Here is a 16,393-nt window from a genome sequence, read left to right on the forward strand (position 1 = left end):
ATCAGCGAAGTTCACGGTGGCTGCAGTTCTCGCAGGGGCCTTCCGGCCACACAGCACAGCGGAGCAAAGGACTACGGGCATTGAAACGGCAATTGGGATCACCGATCACCCAGCCATGTCTCCAGGGTGTTGCATCGGCGGGACGCGTCTGGGGTTTCACCAACAGGGCCACTGAGGCCATCACATAGCGACCGTTGCGAAGGGCGTAACGGTGACGACGTTGCATCACGAGGAAGGATTGCTGTTCCACAACAAGCCATCGCCCCGGTTGTGGCGGATCCTCAAGATCAACGCGATGGAGCAAACGGTCTCCACTGATATGGCGAAGTTCAACAAGCATGGCCTTCGTCCTGATCAAGTTCCTTGCTGCGGATCGATATTCCCCAGGCAAACAGCAACAGCACCACCACCAAGGTGAGCCAATCAGGTTGATTGAGGCTGGGCACGACAACGTGAACAATCAAGCGCAGCGCCACGAAAGCAACGGCGAGAAACCCAGCCGTTTCAAGCCGTGGATACAGATCAAGCCAGCGGATAAACAGGGCGGATGTAAAACGCAGTGCCACGATGCCGATGAAGGCACCTGTGCTGATCAACACAATCTGATCACTGATGGCCACGGCTGCGGCGACGCTATCGATGGAGAAGGCCAGATCTGTGAAAGCCAGCAGCAAAACCGTGTTCAGAAACGGGCGCGACAGACCGTTGGATTCATGTCCTTCGCTGGACTCGGCATCATCGCCTGATCGGTTGTTGAAGTGATCAACCACCAGCCAAACCAGATAGGCCGCAGCGAGGAGTTGCACCCAAGCGTTTTGCAGCACCCATTGGGCCACAACGATCAAAGCGATCCGCAAGACCAGTGCAATGCCAATGCCCAGGTTGAGAGCAAGGTCTTCCCGCTCCGGTTGGCGGCTGCTGCGGGCGATGGCCGCGAGAGCCACGGCATTGTCAGCCGACAGGATCAGCTCCAGCAATACCAGAACAGGCAGCAGGGCCAAAACCTCACCCCATTGATCGGCACCTTCGAAGAAATCCGAAAGTGAGGGAAGCGAAGTGATGTCCATGGCGGCAGCCTAGAAAGTGCAAGCGCTGTTCCATTGCGATGCAGATCCGGGCCGAGCTGTGTCACGTCGACACCCTGAGATGCATCGTGCGGGTCGAGGCCTGGCTCGACGGTTCTCAGCAGGGCAGCGCCCTCGGTGAAGCCGCCACTGCTGAAGAGGCTGAGGAGAGGGCGTTACAACGCCTGAACTCCAGGCTGGTGTCCACTGAGGGGCAACAACAGCCCCCAAATTCAGCTCGCCCTGAAGCCCCCCATGTGGATGAGCCAAATCCGAAGCAGGTGCCCGTGGAGCGGCCGAGAAAAATTGGTCAGACCCAGCCCTCGTCTGCTCCACACCCCCCTGCCATCCAGCAGGAGGTTCCAGCCACCCCTGCTGACAACGCCCCCTCTGAAACACCAACGGATCCTGACGACTGGAGTGATGAGCTGACCGCCATCGATATGGAAATCAGACGCATTGGTTGGTCTCGAGAGCAGGAGCAGGAGTATTTGACCCGGGCCTTCGGGCTCGGCAGCCGCCACAAGCTCACGCGCTATGCCGATCTGGTGGCCTATCTGCGTCAGTTGAAGTTGATCCAAGCCAACGACGACGCGTCCACCGCACCAGCACCCATCCGTCGTGGTGATCTGCTTCAACAAGGAGATGCCATGTTGAAGCAGCTGGGCTGGAGCTCCGATCAAGCCAGGACCTTTCTCCAACAACAACTGGGGGCGACCAGTCGTCAACAACTCAGTGATGAACAGCTGCTGCAGTTCAACATGCTGCTGGAGGAGCAGACGCTCAGCCAGGCCAAATAAGCACTAACACTCAGGAATGGTCAGGGCTAATGGCTTACAACGGGTTTGCGGCAGGGACTGATACGGCGTCCATGCCGATTGCAGCAGGGTGAATCGTCTACACACTCTGAGCAGCCAGGTCGTTCCCTCCGCTTCTTTCCTGAAGGGGGGAATGGCCCCTATGGGGCGGTAGTGAGATCGGAGTTCTGTCGTGAGGGGTTGCCTAGCTGATAAATCAACTGCGGAAGTTGAACTCCAGCTTCGTTTTGGGCTTTTGGTACTTGATCACATTCATCACCTGAAGACCAGTATTTTCAGACTTCCTCTCCTCGGCAAGCGCCTTGAGGATCATGGAGCCCGAGGCCTGCCAGTCTTGAGCGACTTCGATCAATTGCTTAGCTCGTGAGTAGTACTCCGCAGCTTTAGCCAAATAATCAGATCTCTGGCTTGATGTCTTTGAAGATATTGCCGTTGTGATGGACTTGGCTTCCGCTTCATTTATTGTACAGCATGCTTTTGCAATGGAAATCTCACTTATGCGTGCTCTCTAGCGGCGCGTTCTTTTGTAGAGAGCTTGATTCACCAGTGGAAAGGCATAGGGCATTTGGTTGATTTCATTCTTGATGGCTGCAAAGCAGGCAGCAGTCCCATCTGTTTAGCCATCTTCAAGAATGCTTGCTTTGGCCTGTTTCAGGGTTAATCCATCCCGCATTCCCACTTCAAGATCGAATGCCGCCTCATAGCTTTAGCAGGCACCGGATTGAACTTCCATGCTGTGAACGAACAACAGCAGCGTTAAACCAGCAAGACCCGCAAAGGGACGCCTCAAAACAGTGAATGAAGGCATAAAAGCAAATCGATTGGTTTACGGCAGCTCGATCCGGCCGGTGGTCTCATCTGTATTGCAAGCCCTCAGAAATAGTGCCTCGATGATCCTATTGGCCACAAGAGTTGCCTTCAGGTCTCAACGTTTTGAATCTTTAACCTGCCAAATTCACCAGCTGCACTTGCGATAAGGTCAGTCATGGATGACCCCACTCTTGTTGTACGGCAGCTGATCAATGACCTTCGGGATGACATGTCCGAAGCGGGCCGTGAACTCAGAAATCGCAGCACTTGGGATCTCCAATGCCCCGTCGTCATCATTGATGCCCGAAGCCAACCCAACCGGGTTGTTCGAACCTCAGTGCGCGGCATCACTGGTGCCATCGCCACCAGCAATGTGATCGATGATCCCTTGCTGCGGTCTTTTCTGGATCGCTTCCGTGAAGTTGGTGCTGATGAAGCCCTCAATGAATTTCTGCAGGGTCCAGAGGCAGAACGGTTCTCAGAGCTCTGGGACATCTACAACGACGAAGCCCAACAGCAGGGTCTAGCGGTCTGGTCCCACAGTGACGCCGCCAAATTTGTGCTCAAGTCGAAAACCTGTTTTGACGATGGTCAGCTGGCCTGTGTTGCCATTACGTCGGGAGACCATCGTGATGCCCACGACGTGCTCACCTTTTCTGTGGATGCCTGCTGGTTGTCTTGAGCGCCGGTGCGGCATTAAACGCACCAGAATTCAGGAGCGGATCAGTTGAACAACAACAAAAAGCGCTGAAGCTGCCAGGGGCCAAAGCAACCAGGTCAACTGAGGAATGGTGAGGGCGAGCACAAGCCCGATCACAAAGAAAATCAGAAAACGGCCGAGGGTCATGAAGGCACCAATACCGACGTATTGAACCGAAAACCACGCCTTAGGCCAGTTTTTCGCGCCTTGAGCTGGGGGCTGGTTCGGGGGTGAACAGGATGGGGACCGAGGAAGCAACCAGCACGCCGCCCACAGTCAGCAACACCAGCAGCGGAATGGGCCGGACCAGGAGCTGACGCTGCAACGGTGTCGCGCAGCTGGAGCAGAGCGGAACAATCCCCTTGGGTGGATGCAACACCAAGGCCGGGCCGCAACAGCAGGAGGGGCAGCGGTAGCGCGGCATCGACCGGTGAAACGCAGCTGTAGGCACCTTATTGCGAAGATCATGGATTGCCGAGGCCTGCTCCATGCCGCTCCGTTCCCTGGTGACCAAGTTGCAGGAAACTGCACTCACCGGTGAGCTTGATGAGCGCTCCAGCCGCCCCGAACGTTTGCTGATGCGCGGGGCTGGTCGTTGCAGCCGAGCTCTGGTGGCCAGCGCGCTCTCACAGCGGCGGGGCGCACCTCTGCTCGTGGTGGTGCCAACGCTTGAGGAAGCGGGACGCTGGACAGCGCTGTTGGAATTAATGGGATGGAGCCAGGCCAGCCTGTACCCCACCAGCGAAGGCTCTCCCTATGAACCCTTCGATCCCACAAGTGAAATCACCTGGGGGCAACTTCAGGTTCTGAGTGACCTGCTGGGGGAACCCAACGCGGCGTCCTGGGCCATCGTGGCCACGGAACGTTGTTTGCAGCCCCATCTCCCCCCGCCGGATGTTCTGAAAACAAAAACGCGCACCTTGCGCAAAGGGGATGAGGTTGATCTAGAGGCACTGGGCGAGACGCTGGCCCAACTTGGCTACGAGCGGGTCACCACCATTGAGCAGGAGGGGAGCTGGAGCCGTCGCGGCGACATCGTCGACATCTTCCCGGTGAGCAGTGAGCTTCCTGTTCGACTCGAATTCTTCGGAGAGGAGCTCGACAAGCTGCGGGAATTCGATCCCGCCAGCCAACGCTCACTGGACCCCGTCGATGCGCTTCGACTCACACCAACAGGGTTTGGGCCTCTGATTGCGGACCAGCTCAGGGAGACGATGCCCGATGGACTGGAGCAATTGCTTGGTAGCGAGGGCACAGAGCAGCTTTTGAACGGCGGGACCCCGGAAGGCATGCGCCGGCTGATGGGGCTCGCCTGGGAGCAACCCGCCTCGCTTCTCGACTACCTGCCGGACACCACAACAGTGGTGATCGATGAGCGACGCCAGGGCCTAGCCCACGGACAACAGTGGCTCAGCCATGTGGAGGAACATCACCACGACATGGCTGCTGAGGCGGGTCTGGACGAGGGCGATCGTGATCGGCTCTGGCCAGCGGTTCTGCACCGTGAGATTGAAGCCGCCTATGCCCTGACGGAGGTCTTCCATGGCTTTGACATGGCAGAACTGCTCGAAGTCGACCAGCACCCAAACAGCTTTGACCTCGCCAGCCGCCCTGTTGCGGCCTACCCCAACCAATTCGGAAAACTCGGGGAACTGATCAAGGGATTTCAAACCGAACGCACTGCGGTTTGGTTGGTGTCTGCACAACCCAGCCGAGCGGTTGCTCTGCTGGAGGAGCACGACTGCATCAGTCGGTTTGTGCCGAACGCGGGAGACAGCAATGCCATTTCACGTCTGATTGAGCAGAACACCCCCGTCGCCCTGAAGGTGAGGGGCACGGCCGAACTTGAAGGTTTGCAGCTGCCGGCTTGGCGGATTGCTCTAGTCACCGACCGTGAATTCTTTGGCCAGCAGAGCCTCAGTTCCAGTGGCTATGTGCGCCGTCGCCGCAAGGCCGCCAGCCGCACGGTGGATCCCAACAAGATGCGCCCGGGCGATTTCGTGGTGCATCGGAACCATGGCATCGGCCGCTTCAAAGCCATGGAAAAACTCGCGATGTCAGGCGACATCCGCGACTACCTCGTGGTGCAGTACGCCGATGGAATCCTTCGGGTTGCCGCCGATCAACTCGGCAGCCTTGGGCGTTATCGAGCCACGAGTGAAACACCCCCGCAGCTCAACCGTATGGGTGGCACGGCCTGGAACAAGGCCAAGGAACGAGCCAAGAAGGCGGTTCGCAAGGTTGCCCTTGATCTGGTGAAGCTGTACGCAGAACGCCAACAGGCCGCAGGCTTTGCCTTCCCCTCCGACGGCCCCTGGCAGGTGGAAATGGAGGAGTCGTTCCCCTATGACCCGACGCCGGATCAACTGAAGGCCACGGCCGACGTGAAGCGGGACATGGAACGGCAGGAGCCGATGGACAGACTGGTGTGCGGGGACGTTGGCTTCGGCAAGACCGAAGTTGCGATCCGCGCCATCTTCAAAGCCATCACCGCTGGAAAACAGGTGGCGATGCTGGCCCCAACCACGGTGTTGGCTCAGCAGCACTGGCGCACACTCTCGGAACGCTTCGCGCCATATCCGATCAAGGTGGCTTTGCTGAATCGTTTCCGGACGGCGTCGGAACGCAAATCCATTCTCGATGGCCTGAAGCAGGGAACCATCGACGCCGTGGTGGGAACCCACCAGCTGCTCAGCAAAGGAGCGTCGTTCCAAGAGCTTGGTCTGTTGGTGGTGGATGAAGAACAGCGCTTCGGTGTGAACCAAAAGGAAAAGATCAAAGTGCTGCGGAAGGACGTTGACGTGTTGACCCTGTCGGCAACGCCGATTCCCAGAACGCTCTACATGAGCCTTTCGGGGGTGCGGGAGATGAGCCTGATCACCACACCACCGCCACTGCGCCGTCCAATCAAGACGCATCTGGCTTCTCTGGATCCGGAGGCGGTGCGCAGCGCCATCCGCCAGGAACTGGATCGTGGGGGCCAGGTCTTTTATGTAGTTCCCCGGGTGGAAGGAATCGAGGAGGTGGCAGCAGGCCTACGGGAAATGCTGCCAGGCCTGAAGCTTTTGGTGGCTCACGGTCAGATGGCCGAGGGCGAACTGGAGAACGCCATGGTGGCGTTCAACGCCGGTGAAGCCGACGTGATGCTCTGTACCACGATTGTGGAAAGCGGCCTGGACATTCCTCGTGTCAACACGATCCTGATTGAGGACGCCCACCGCTTTGGCCTGGCTCAGCTGTACCAATTGCGGGGACGGGTCGGTCGCAGTGGGATTCAGGCCCATGCCTGGTTGTTCTATCCGGGCAATGCATCGCTGAGCGACACCGCTCGTCAGCGGCTGCGCGCCATTCAGGAGTTCGCCCAACTGGGCAGTGGATACCAGCTCGCCATGCGGGATATGGAGATCCGTGGAGTGGGCAATCTCCTCGGCGTGCAGCAGAGCGGCCAGATGGAAACCATCGGCTTTGACCTCTACATGGAGATGCTGCAGGAATCCCTGGCGGAAATTCAGGGTCAAGACATCCCCAGCGTTGAAGACACCCAGGTGGACCTCCCCGTCACGGCCTTCGTGCCTGCGGACTGGATCACTGATCCCGATGAGAAGATCGCCGCCTACCGCGCTGCCGCCGACTGCCTCACCGCCGAGGCCCTGGTGGAGCTGGCTGCGGGTTGGGCCGATCGCTACGGAGCGCTGCCCGCTGCCGTGGTGTCGCTTCTGCAGCTGATGGAACTCAAACTGCTGGCGAAGCGGTGCGGCTTCTCCAGGATCAAACCGGAAAAGCCCAACATCGTGCTCGAAACTCCCATGGAGGAACCGGCGTTCCGTTTGCTGCGCCAGGGGTTGCCCCAACATCTGCATGGTCGTTTGGTGTATCAAGCCGGCAGCGGCATCCAGCACAAGGTGATGGCCCGCGGTCTTGGTGTTCTCCCCATGGAGAAGCAACTGGAACAGCTGATGGAATGGCTGCGTCTGATGGCAGCCCAGATTCCCGATGCCGATGGCAAAACGGAGGCACAGCGGCAGGAGGAGCTGCGTGCCAAGAATGCAGAGGTGGTTCAGGTCTGAAGCCTGAACCCAATTCTGAGAAAAACGTTACCAACCACGCAATTCTTCGTTACATTGGTTCCAGCAAAATCCGTTGGACATGGGTGAATTCGTCGAGATCGGTGCTGGTGGCGTCTCTCTGGAACTGATCAGCGGCGTTTTCTGTGCCACCGCGCTTGGTGTATTTGCCCTGTTCCAGCCCGGCGCTTCAGACGATGACGACTCCAACGGTGGTGGTGGCGGCGGCGGACTGATGCAGCCGATCTCCTGAGTTACTGCAACGCGTAGCTGAGGTTGGCTCGGCCGGGTTGATAGGTCGTGCCCGCCTGAATTTTCTTCAATTGGTTCAACAGGGTCCCCTCAGCAGTCCGGTACTGACTGTCCTTCTGGGTACCCAGGACTTCAACCGAGAAGTTCTTGATCTCCTGCTTCGACATCGCCGCTTCGATGTCCGGTTGGATCCCGTTCTTATGAATATCGGTTCCCTTGGGTGTGAGGTACTTAGCAATCGTGACCGTCAGACCGGATCCATCGGCCAATCCGCGAACGGCCTGGACAAGTCCCTTGCCGAAGGTCTTCTGTCCAACGAGTTGGGCACGGGAATTGTCCTGAAGTGCCCCTGAAAGAATTTCGCTGGCACTGGCGGATCCCTGGTCAATCAACACCACCAGGGGTTTGTCGGTGATTGCACTACCCGTGGCGCGCCTTACATCGCGAATGCCCTCGCGGGTTCGGGTGCTGACGATGGTGCCTTCATTGAGCCATTGGCGGGCGATGTCCACACTGGCCTCGAGCAGGCCGCCTGGATTGCTGCGCAGATCCAGCACATAGCCCTCAGCAGCCTGAGATTCCAGATCCTTGATGGCAGCACGCATTTCACGCGTGGCGTTGGCATTGAATTGCTTGAGACGGATGTAGCCCACCTTGCGGCCGTTGGGCGCCGTATTGAGCATGGCCTTCACTGCATGGATCTCAATCCGGGCCCGTTTCAGCGGCACATTCAGCACCTGACCCTGGCGCCTGAGTCCCAGCACCACATCGGTGCCCTCCGGGCCACGAATCAACTTGACGGCGTCCTCGGTGGTCATGCCTTTAGTGGAGGCACCATCGATGGACACGATCACATCCTTTGGCTGAACGCCCGCACGGGATGCAGGGGTGCCCTCAATCGGAGAGACAACAATCAGCTCTTTCGTGTCTTTGTCGAGACTGAGCTGGATCCCCACGCCCATCAACTCCCCGGAGGTGTCGATCTGCATCTCCTTGAACTCCTTCGGATCAAGGAAACGCGTGTAGGGGTCATCAAGACTGGCCAGCATGCCCCGGATCGCCTCGTAGGACTCGGCGCTGCCCCCGTAGGACTTGCGCAGCAGATTGCTCCGCAACTGGCGCCACGTTCTTTCGTCGTAGGAGCCCGTGGAATCCAGGTAATCGCGATAAACGATCTGCCAGACCTGATCAATCACCTCCTTGGGGCTGTCGTGAATCGATCCCCCGGATGCCGATGGAAGGGAGAGGCCTGGTGAGCTGATGCCCATGGCGGTGACCACACCACCAACCCCCAGCATCAACAGCAACGGAGTCGAACGAACCAAAGAACGCAGGCGCTGACTCCGAACCATGGCCCTTCAGGACTGATTCTTCAGACTAACGAGATCAGGCGGGCTCCACCCAGCGACCGTCCTCTTTGATCAACTGGATCAGAGCTTCAACGCCCTCAGCTTCAGGCACCTTGCGGATTTCATCTCGACCGCGATACAGAGCAATGGTTCCAGGCCCTTTGCCCACGTAGCCGTAATCAGCATCGGCCATCTCTCCGGGCCCATTGACGATGCATCCCATCACAGCAACGTCAAGACCCTGGAGATGCTTGGTGGCATCCCGCACCTTATGCAGCACCTCTTCGAGATTGAACAGGGTGCGACCGCAGCTGGGGCAGGCGACGTACTCGACCATGGTCTTGCGCAGACCCAAGGATTGAAGAATCGAGTAGCAGACAGGGATTTCCTTTTCAGGAGCCTCCGTCAATGAGACCCGGATGGTGTCTCCCAATCCATCGGCCAACAGGGTGGCAATGCCTGCGGTGCTCTTGATCCGGCCGTAATCACCGTCACCGGCTTCGGTCACGCCCAGGTGTAGAGGGTAATTGAAGCCTTCCTTGTCCATGGTGTCCGCCATCAGGCGATAGGCCGCAAGCATCACCGGCGCCCGCGAGGCCTTCATCGAAATCACGATGTTGTGGAAATCAAGTTCGTGACAGATCCGCACAAATTCCATCGCTGATTCGACCATCCCCTCAGGGGTGTCGCCGTAGGTGAACAGCATCCGCTCCGCTAGGGAGCCATGGTTCACACCAATTCGTAGCGCCTTGTTCTGATCCCGCAGCAGGGTGACCAAGGGCTCGAACGTCACACGGATGCGCTGGCCGATGGCGGCAAATTCTTCTTTGCTGAACTCCTGCCGATCGGGATCGGGCTTGTCGAAAACAAATAGCCCGGGATTGATCCGAACTTTGTCGACATGCTTGGCGACTTCAAGGGCGATTTTGATGCCGTTGTGGTGGACATCCGCCACCAGGGGAACCATGCAGCCCTGCTCTCGAAGTGCAGCACGAATTTTGGCCATGGCCTTCGCATGGCCAATCGAAGGCGTCGTCACCCGAACGATTTCACAGCCAGCTTCCACAAGCCGGAGGATTCCTGCGACGGACCCATCTATATCGAGGGTGTCCTCGTTGATCATCGACTGAACAACCACAGGATGCTCACTGCCGATCGGCACATCACCCACCATCACGGTGCGGGTCACACGTCGATGGATCTTGGTGTCGTAACGCCGATCCAGGGCAGTCATGAAGCTCAGTTAGAAGCAACCCAAGGCTCGCACAGGCGCTGTTGGACTGCGGCCAGGTCCTGTTGTGTCAGATCCAGGGGCGCGCCGGCTGCTTTGGAGGGATTGCGCAGCAGATAAGAGGGGTGAAAAATCGGCATCACCGCCCGTCTATTCCAGCTCTGCCACTGCCCACGAAGCTGGGTCATGCCCCCCTTGATGCCAAGGATGGTCTCCACAGCGGTGGCTCCCGTCAGCACGATCACCTTGGGGTCAACGGCCTCCAGTTGAAGGTCAAGCCAGGCCCGACAGGCGGCCAATTCAGCTTTTTTCGGCCGTCGGTTGTTGGGCGGCCGGCATTTGATCGCGTTGCAGATGTAGAGGTCATGCTCGGGATCCAGATCCACATCCCGCAGCAGTTGATCGAGGGCACGTCCTGAACGGCCGACAAACGGGACGCCCTGAGCATCTTCCTGAGCCCCTGGTGCTTCACCGATCAGCATCAGATCCGCTTTGGGATTGCCGCGGCTGATTACGACGGTCTGGCGCGAACTGGAGAGGTCACAGGCAGTGCAAGAACTGCAGGCCTCCAGGCTGGAGATGGTCATGACTTCGGAGCAACAGAGGCAAGGGGAGCCAGGAGCAACAGTGGATTGCCCTCCGGATCTTGGATCCAGGCCTCAGCACCAAAGGGCTCAAGCCGCGCCTCCTCGAGGAGCGATCCACCACGCTTCAGGGCGTTACTGAGCAGCCGTTGAAGTTCAGGCAGGGGTTCCTGCGATGGGGAGAGCCTCAAACAGGGCGCCAGCGCTCGCCCTCGGGCTGGAAAAGAGCGCCGGCGTGAAGGCCTGTAGATCTCCAGCTGGGTGCCATCGCTGAATTGAACGATGCAGTGGTGCTCCGCCAGCCCAGGCTTCAACGTGGCTTGAAACAACTCGCTGTAGAACGTCGCCAATCTGGCGCTGTCTTCCGCAGCCAAGACCCAGCTGATCTGTATCGCATTCATGGGCGCTGAGAAATCAAGGTTGTCTGCGACACCATCTGCGGCAGGATGATGACGTTTTAAACGCACCGCGGGGAGGTGCGTTACCGATGCCGCGCCCGCCAGAACTTTCCGACCGGGCTGTCGCCCTCAAACCGTCGCTGACGCTGGAGATCAGCGCCAAGGCCAAAGCACTGCGCGACAGCGGTACGGACATCTGCAGCCTCAGTGCCGGTGAGCCGGACTTTGCGACGCCTGCATTCATCGTTGAAGCGGCTCAGCATGCTCTGGGATCCGGCTTCACCCGCTACGGCCCCGCCGCGGGGGACCCCGATCTGCGTGCTGCTCTGGCCCACAAACTGAGCGTCGAAAACGGTATTCCAACCGAGCCCGAGCAGGTGCTGGTCACCAACGGTGGTAAGCAAGCCATCTACAACCTGTTCCAGGTGCTGCTCAATCCCGGCGACGAAGTTCTGGTGCCGGCGCCCTACTGGTTGAGCTATCCCGAGATGGCGGCCTTGGCCGGGGCGAGCACCAAGATCATCCCCACCAAAGCGGAAGAAGGCTTCCGTCTCGACCTCGATCTGCTGGAGCAGCAGATCACCCCACGCAGCCGACTGCTGGTGATCAATTCCCCTGGCAACCCCAGCGGCCAGGTGATGACACGGGCCGAACTGGAGGCCCTAGCCGCGCTGGTGGCCCGTCACCCCCAGCTGATGGTGATGAGCGATGAGATCTATGAATATCTCCTGGCCGATGGTCAACAGCACTGCAGCTTTGCGGCCATTGCCGAAGAGATCCGCTCGCGCTGCTTCACCGTGAACGGCTTTGCCAAAGGCTGGGCGATGACCGGCTGGCGCCTCGGTTATCTGGCTGGAGATGCTGCCGTGATCAAGGCTGCTTCAGCCCTTCAGAGCCAGAGCACCAGCAATGTGTGCAGCTTTGCTCAACGAGGTGCCCTAGCGGCGATCAAAGCGCCTCGAAATTGCGTGCGCGAGATGGCCATCAGCTACAACCGCCGCCGAACTCTGCTCACTGAAGGGCTTCAGTCTCTGAAGGGCATCACCCTGATGCCTCCTCAAGGGGCCTTCTACGCCTTCCCCCGCCTGCCGGACGGCGTGCCCGATTCGATGGAGTTCTGCCGGCAAGCCTTGGAACAGGAAGGCCTGGCTGTGGTTCCGGGCCTGGCCTTCGGCGATGACCGCTGCATTCGACTCTCCTGTGCCGTAGCGGATGAGACGATCAACGATGGACTAATGCGACTGAAGCGGCTGCTTCGTTCCTTCTGATCCGATCTGATCACTTTCTTTTTCTGAATGTCTGTACGAGAACGCAGGGCCGTGATGGCCACCGGTTTGATTGCCGGACTCGCACTCACGGCCAGTGTTTCCAGTTGCGGCGCACCCCAGAACGACGCCAAACAATCCGTTCTGCAGATCGGTGCCATCCCCGACCAGAACCCCGAGAAACTCAATCGCCTCTACGGCACGCTCTCTGCGGAACTCAGCGAAAAGCTGGATGTTCCCGTGCGGTATGCGCCGGTGAGCAATTACGCGGCGGCGGTGAGTGCCTTCCGCACCGGCAGCCTTGATCTGGTCTGGTTCGGTGGACTCACCGGTGTGCAGGCCCGGCTGCAGACGCCTGGAGCCCGGGTGCTGGCGCAACGGGACATCGATGCAGAGTTCACCAGTGTGTTCATCGCCAATGGCGCCAGTGGTTTGCGCCCCTTCACCAGTGCCGACCAACTGGTTGAGCTGAAGGGACGCCGACTGGCCTTCGGTTCGGAGAGTTCCACCTCCGGCCGCCTGATGCCCCAGTTCTTCATGGGGGAAAACGGCGTGAAACCTGAGGATCTGGCGGGGGGCGGCCCTGGCTTCAGCGGAAGCCACGACGCCACCGTTGCTGTGGTGCAAAGCGGTGCCTACGAGGTGGGCGCCTTGAATGAGCAGGTCTGGCGCAGCAATGTGGCGGACGGCCGCGTGGATCCCGGCAAGGTGTCGGTGATCTGGAGGACACCGCCCTACGTGGATTACCACTGGGTTGTACGACCCAGTCTGGATGAGCGCTTTGGCAAAGGTTTCACCAACAAGCTGCAGAACGCGTTGCTGGACTTGTCGGCAGACACAGAGAACGGCGCCACGATTCTCGAGTTGTTCGGTGCCGAACGCTTCATCCCCGCCAAGGACGAGGACTACGTGATGATCGAAACGGTGGGTCGCCAACTCGGAAAGATCCGTTGACGGCGCTGCTGGAGCTGCACCAGGTCTGCCTGGGGCAACGGCTCCAACCGATTACCCTCACCCTTCGTGCGGACCAGCGTGTCGTTTTGCTCGGTGCCAGTGGCGCCGGCAAAACCACGTTGCTGAAGCTCTGCAACGGGGCCTTAAGCCCCGATGCAGGATCCGTGCACTGGTGTGGTCGCCCCCATCAGCAGTTGTCCCGCCGGCAACGGCGCCAAATCGGCACGCTCTGGCAGGACCTACGCCTGGTGGAGGAATTGAGTGTGATCCAGAACATCAACAGCGGTGCCCTGGGACGCCATGGGCTGCTCTGGGCGATTCGAAACCTGCTGGGCCCCCTGGACCCAAACACCTGCCTTGAGCTGATGCACCAGGTGAAACTGGAGGCCGATCTGCTTGAACAGCCCGTGCGTGAGCTCTCCGGAGGGCAGCGCCAACGGGTGGCTCTTGGCCGTCTGTTGCATCAGCGGCCTGAACTCGTGCTGGCGGACGAACCCCTCTCTGCCCTAGATCCCAGCCTCGCCGAAGACGTTCTCAACACCCTGCTTCTCTTGCCGGGCTGTCTGATCAGCCTGCATCGGCCGGATCTGATACACCGTTTCGATCGGGTTCTGGGGCTCCGTGGTGGTGCTCTGGTGATCGATGCGGCTCCAAACACCATTCATCGGGATCAGTTGGAATGGCTCTACGCATCGGCCTGAAGCCAGCCCTGCCGCTGATCCCATTGCTGCCGGGCCTCAGCCTGCTCGGCGTTCTTGGGGTGCTGTTGCGCGATGGTCACGGCGGCGGACTTTCAGTTCTTCAACAGTTCGCGGCTGGGGCCGTACAGCCCTCCATTGACCCCATCGTTCTGGGCAGCTTGCTCAACGGGCTCCAGATCACCCTGGTGATCGCCGTGATGTCCTGGGGCATCAGCAGTGTTCTCGGCGTGGGTCTCGGACTCCTGAGCTCAAGCACCTTCTGGGAAATCCAGGCGGGCGTGCATTGGCCTGCCGTGATCTTGCGCCGTTGGCTGGCGCCCCTGCGCGCTGTGCATGAACTGATCTGGGGGCTGTTGCTGCTGCAGGTGTTCGGGCTGAATAGCTGGGTTGCGATCTGCGCCATCGCGATTCCCTACACGGTTCTGATGGCGCGGGTGATCGCCGATCAGGTTGATTGCCACGTTTCACCGGCCATTCCCGTCCTCAAGGGAGCCGGCGCCACGCCATGGGCTGTGATGCTCACCGGGCTGGTCCCACCCCTGGCAGAGCCGATCAGCGACCACATCGGCCACCGCCTCGATTGCGCACTGCGTTCAGCGTTGATTCTAGGCGTTTTCGGCCTCGGAGGACTGGGGACAGACCTCAGCCTCAGCCTGCGATCACTCCAATTTCAGGAGCTGTGGAGTGGGCTTTGGATGCTGGCCATCGCGATGGTGGTGCTCGACCGACTTCTGCGAACCCTGCGCAGCTGGTCACGCATGCTGATTCTTCCCGTGGCCATGGCCAGCCCTTGGGTTGCCCTTGGCTGGGGAACACAGCTGGATCTGCAGCTGACCTGGCCAGTGGCTGAGTGGTCGATGGTTATGGGCAACCTCATCGACAGATCCCAGGGATTCAATGCTGCCCTTGAGATCTCCTGGCCCGGGGTGATTGGAGCCACGGTGTGGATCACCATGATCGCCGGTTGTGTTGCCACCGGTCTTCCACCGCTGTTGCTGCTGGTTTGGCCCAGCCAAGCCAGCCTGCGTTTGCAGGGAGTGGCGTGGGGGGCGTTGCGACTGATCCCGGCCCCTCTCACCGCACTCCTGCTGCTGATGCTGGCCAAACCAAGCTTGAGCCTGGCGGGGCTGGCCCTTGGGCTGCACCACGGCGGTGTGATGGGTCGGGTGCTGATCGACGACATCCGCAGCACGGGAGTGCGTTCCGCCCAGACCATGAAGGCCTGCGGCGCCCCCAACCGGGTGAGCTGGCTTTACGGCCCCCTGGCGGATGTGAGTCGCGCTTACCTCACCTATGCGACCTACCGATTGGATGTGATCCTGCGCGACACCGCGATCATCGGCATGGTTGGGGGAGCCGGTTTGGGCTGGCAGCTGATGGAAGCCCTCAGCTCGTTTCATTGGTGGTTGGTGCTCTGGATCGTGCTGATCTCCGCGGTGCTCACACTGCTGGGTGAGAGCCTGGGGGAACGACTTCAGGGGAGCTGGAACAGCCGGGCCATGGCCTTATGAGCGGTGCGAACGACGCCCCCCGTCAGCTGATCGTGCTCGGGGACAGTGGCGTGCATGGTTGGGGTGACCGTGAAGCGGGTGGCTGGTGCCAGCGACTGCGCCTGCGCTGGATGAACCTGCCCAACGCACCAGTGGTATACCCCCTGGGCATCCGCGGGGATGGCCTGGAACGCGTGGCCGCCCGCTGGCGCAGCGAATGGAGCTGCCGCGGCGAACTGCGTCGCCAAACGCCGGGCGGACTTCTGCTCAGTGTCGGGCTAAATGACACCGCTCGCGTTGGTCGGATCGACGGCAGACCCCAACTCGATGTGGAAGCCTTTTCGTTCGGGCTGGGACAACTTCTCAAGGAGTTGACCCAGGAGGTGCAGGTGTTTGTGCTGGGCCTCACTGCGGTGGATGAGCACGTGATGCCCTTTGCCCGCTGCCTCTGGTACAGCAACAGCCAGATCGCGGCCACGGAGGCCGTGATGGCCGAACAGTGCCGTGAGGCCGATGTGCCCTTCCTGTCCATGCATCAGGAGATGCAGCAGGAGCCCGACTGGTTGACCTGGATGGAACCTGATGGGATCCACCTCAATGCCGATGGCCACCGCTGGCTCGATCAGCGCATGGGCCAGTGGGCGCCTCTGCAGGAGTGGGCCGGACTCGCTGCACTTAACACATCAACACCTATCAGCATGTAAACGAGACCC

Annotated in this window: 18 protein-coding genes; 9 read left to right on the forward strand and 9 right to left on the reverse strand. The window is 59.8% G+C overall.

Going from position 1 to position 16,393, the window contains the following annotated elements; genetic code table 11:
* Position 1 precedes the first annotated feature (1 nt).
* Together SynTAK9802_RS06315 and SynTAK9802_RS06320 are read right to left on the reverse strand one after the other, a co-directional pair.
* Entirely contained in the window at positions 2-340 is a 339-nt protein-coding gene (locus tag SynTAK9802_RS06315; protein ID WP_115082253.1) for a DUF6464 family protein, read from the reverse strand.
* A complete protein-coding gene (locus SynTAK9802_RS06320; RefSeq protein ID WP_186497887.1) occupies positions 330-1,067 on the reverse strand; it encodes a DUF475 domain-containing protein in 738 nt (245 codons plus the stop codon). Before SynTAK9802_RS06320 ends, SynTAK9802_RS06315 begins: the two co-directional genes overlap by 11 nt.
* A 38-nt stretch (positions 1,068-1,105) precedes the next feature.
* On the opposite strand from SynTAK9802_RS06320, the gene SynTAK9802_RS06325 reads away from it, so the two are divergent.
* Entirely contained in the window at positions 1,106-1,864 is a 759-nt protein-coding gene (locus SynTAK9802_RS06325) for a hypothetical protein (protein WP_186497888.1), read from the forward strand.
* Positions 1,865-2,078: 214 nt separating this feature from the next.
* Here the strand turns inward: SynTAK9802_RS06325 and SynTAK9802_RS06330 are convergent, their stop codons facing one another.
* Positions 2,079-2,273, reverse strand: a complete 195-nt coding sequence (locus tag SynTAK9802_RS06330) for a hypothetical protein (RefSeq protein WP_186498257.1) — start codon at positions 2,271-2,273, stop codon at positions 2,079-2,081.
* Between the two features lie 594 nt (positions 2,274-2,867).
* On the opposite strand from SynTAK9802_RS06330, the gene SynTAK9802_RS06335 reads away from it, so the two are divergent.
* Positions 2,868-3,374: a hypothetical protein gene (locus SynTAK9802_RS06335; protein WP_186497889.1), complete on the forward strand. Its 507-nt coding sequence runs from the start codon at positions 2,868-2,870 to the stop codon at positions 3,372-3,374.
* Positions 3,375-3,404: 30 nt separating this feature from the next.
* On the opposite strand, the gene SynTAK9802_RS12580 is transcribed toward SynTAK9802_RS06335, so the two are convergent.
* Both SynTAK9802_RS12580 and SynTAK9802_RS06340 read right to left on the reverse strand, forming a co-directional pair.
* Positions 3,405-3,539 carry a hypothetical protein gene (locus tag SynTAK9802_RS12580; protein ID WP_006851938.1) on the reverse strand — a complete coding sequence of 45 codons (135 nt, stop codon included), beginning with the start codon at positions 3,537-3,539 and terminating at the stop codon, positions 3,405-3,407.
* A gap of 40 nt (positions 3,540-3,579) precedes the next feature.
* Positions 3,580-3,816 carry a hypothetical protein gene (locus SynTAK9802_RS06340; RefSeq protein ID WP_186497890.1) on the reverse strand — a complete coding sequence of 79 codons (237 nt, stop codon included), beginning with the start codon at positions 3,814-3,816 and terminating at the stop codon, positions 3,580-3,582.
* Positions 3,817-3,880: 64 nt separating this feature from the next.
* Here SynTAK9802_RS06340 and mfd point away from each other — a divergent pair, with 64 nt between their 5' ends.
* Complete coding sequence (gene mfd, locus SynTAK9802_RS06345; protein ID WP_186497891.1) at positions 3,881-7,459, forward strand: transcription-repair coupling factor; 3,579 nt, start codon at positions 3,881-3,883, stop codon at positions 7,457-7,459.
* A 79-nt stretch (positions 7,460-7,538) separates the two neighbouring features.
* Complete coding sequence (locus SynTAK9802_RS06350) at positions 7,539-7,709, forward strand: hypothetical protein (protein ID WP_186497892.1); 171 nt, start codon at positions 7,539-7,541, stop codon at positions 7,707-7,709.
* A gap of 1 nt (position 7,710) precedes the next feature.
* Here SynTAK9802_RS06350 and SynTAK9802_RS06355 read toward each other — a convergent pair whose 3' ends face one another.
* Genes SynTAK9802_RS06355 through SynTAK9802_RS06370 form a run of 4 tightly spaced genes read right to left on the reverse strand, consistent with a single transcriptional unit; the run spans position 7,711 to position 11,273 of the window.
* Positions 7,711-9,060, reverse strand: coding sequence for a S41 family peptidase (locus tag SynTAK9802_RS06355; RefSeq protein ID WP_186497894.1), 1,350 nt, complete (start codon positions 9,058-9,060; stop codon positions 7,711-7,713).
* A gap of 34 nt (positions 9,061-9,094) precedes the next feature.
* Complete coding sequence (gene ispG, locus SynTAK9802_RS06360) at positions 9,095-10,291, reverse strand: (E)-4-hydroxy-3-methylbut-2-enyl-diphosphate synthase (protein ID WP_186495462.1); 1,197 nt, start codon at positions 10,289-10,291, stop codon at positions 9,095-9,097.
* 5 nt (positions 10,292-10,296) lie between these two features.
* Positions 10,297-10,875, reverse strand: coding sequence for a uracil-DNA glycosylase (locus SynTAK9802_RS06365; RefSeq protein WP_186495463.1), 579 nt, complete (start codon positions 10,873-10,875; stop codon positions 10,297-10,299).
* Positions 10,872-11,273, reverse strand: coding sequence for a VOC family protein (locus SynTAK9802_RS06370; RefSeq protein ID WP_186495464.1), 402 nt, complete (start codon positions 11,271-11,273; stop codon positions 10,872-10,874). Before SynTAK9802_RS06370 ends, SynTAK9802_RS06365 begins: the two co-directional genes overlap by 4 nt.
* An 86-nt stretch (positions 11,274-11,359) precedes the next feature.
* Here SynTAK9802_RS06370 and SynTAK9802_RS06375 point away from each other — a divergent pair, with 86 nt between their 5' ends.
* The 5 genes from SynTAK9802_RS06375 to SynTAK9802_RS06395 are packed head-to-tail and all read left to right on the forward strand — an operon-like array spanning position 11,360 to position 16,384.
* On the forward strand, positions 11,360-12,538 hold the full coding sequence (locus SynTAK9802_RS06375) for a pyridoxal phosphate-dependent aminotransferase (RefSeq protein WP_186495465.1): 1,179 nt from the start codon (positions 11,360-11,362) through the stop codon (positions 12,536-12,538).
* A gap of 27 nt (positions 12,539-12,565) precedes the next feature.
* A complete protein-coding gene (locus tag SynTAK9802_RS06380; RefSeq protein WP_186495466.1) occupies positions 12,566-13,489 on the forward strand; it encodes a putative selenate ABC transporter substrate-binding protein in 924 nt (307 codons plus the stop codon).
* A complete protein-coding gene (locus SynTAK9802_RS06385; RefSeq protein ID WP_186495467.1) occupies positions 13,486-14,190 on the forward strand; it encodes an ATP-binding cassette domain-containing protein in 705 nt (234 codons plus the stop codon). Before SynTAK9802_RS06380 ends, SynTAK9802_RS06385 begins: the two co-directional genes overlap by 4 nt.
* On the forward strand, positions 14,169-15,701 hold the full coding sequence (locus SynTAK9802_RS06390) for an ABC transporter permease (RefSeq protein ID WP_186495468.1): 1,533 nt from the start codon (positions 14,169-14,171) through the stop codon (positions 15,699-15,701). The genes SynTAK9802_RS06385 and SynTAK9802_RS06390 overlap by 22 nt, the downstream gene beginning before the upstream one ends.
* Positions 15,698-16,384, forward strand: a complete 687-nt coding sequence (locus tag SynTAK9802_RS06395; protein ID WP_186495469.1) for a GDSL-type esterase/lipase family protein — start codon at positions 15,698-15,700, stop codon at positions 16,382-16,384. Before SynTAK9802_RS06390 ends, SynTAK9802_RS06395 begins: the two co-directional genes overlap by 4 nt.
* Positions 16,385-16,393: the final 9 nt, after the last annotated feature.

It is taken from the genome of Synechococcus sp. TAK9802, assembly GCF_014279535.1.
Lineage (GTDB): Bacteria > Cyanobacteriota > Cyanobacteriia > PCC-6307 > Cyanobiaceae > Parasynechococcus.